Source organism: Vogesella mureinivorans, assembly GCF_007644035.1.
Classification (GTDB): Bacteria; Pseudomonadota; Gammaproteobacteria; order Burkholderiales; family Chromobacteriaceae; genus Vogesella; species Vogesella mureinivorans.
In genome coordinates this window covers 1-1,023 of sequence record NZ_VMTV02000387.1, presented here as the reverse complement: position 1 = coordinate 1,023, position 1,023 = coordinate 1, and the positions used below count along the sequence as shown (strand labels likewise).

Genomic DNA, 1,023 nt, shown 5'->3' with positions numbered 1-1,023 from the left:
TGAACTGAAGAGTTTGATCATGGCTCAGATTGAACGCTGGCGGCAGGCTTAACACATGCAAGTCGAACGGTAACGGGAAGGGAGCTTGCTTTCTTTGCCGACGAGTGGCGGACGGGTGAGTAATGCTTGGGAATCTGGCTTATGGAGGGGGATAACTACGGGAAACTGTAGCTAATACCGCGTAATATCTATGGATTAAAGGGTGGGACTTTCGGGCCACCTGCCATAAGATGAGCCCAAGTGGGATTAGGTAGTTGGTTAGGTAAAGGCTGACCAAGCCGACGATCTCTAGCTGGTCTGAGAGGATGACCAGCCACACTGGAACTGAGACACGGTCCAGACTCCTACGGGAGGCAGCAGTGGGGAATATTGCACAATGGGGGGAACCCTGATGCAGCCATGCCGCGTGAATGAAGAAGGCCTTCGGGTTGTAAAGTTCTTTCGGTAGCGAGGAAGGTATCAAATTTAATAGATTTGGTAATTGACGTTAACTACAGAAGAAGCACCGGCTAACTCCGTGCCAGCAGCCGCGGTAATACGGAGGGTGCGAGCGTTAATCGGAATAACTGGGCGTAAAGGGCACGCAGGCGGTTGATTAAGTGAGATGTGAAAGCCCCGGGCTTAACCTGGGAATTGCATTTCATACTGGTCAACTAGAGTACTTTAGGGAGGGGTAGAATTCCACGTGTAGCGGTGAAATGCGTAGAGATGTGGAGGAATACCGAAGGCGAAGGCAGCCCCTTGGGAATGTACTGACGCTCATGTGCGAAAGCGTGGGGAGCAAACAGGATTAGATACCCTGGTAGTCCACGCTGTAAACGCTGTCGATTTGGGGATTGGGCTTTAAGTCTGGTGCCCGAAGCTAACGTGATAAATCGACCGCCTGGGGAGTACGGCCGCAAGGTTAAAACTCAAATGAATTGACGGGGGCCCGCACAAGCGGTGGAGCATGTGGTTTAATTCGATGCAACGCGAAGAACCTTACCTGCTCTTGACATGTACGGAATTCTGCAGAGATGTAGA

At 51.4% G+C, this 1,023-nt stretch carries 1 rRNA gene; it reads left to right on the top strand.

What is annotated here, in order from left to right:
* Position 1 precedes the first annotated feature (1 nt).
* Positions 2–1,023: ribosomal RNA gene (locus tag FLQ44_RS11140) — 16S ribosomal RNA — on the top strand; the annotation flags it as partial.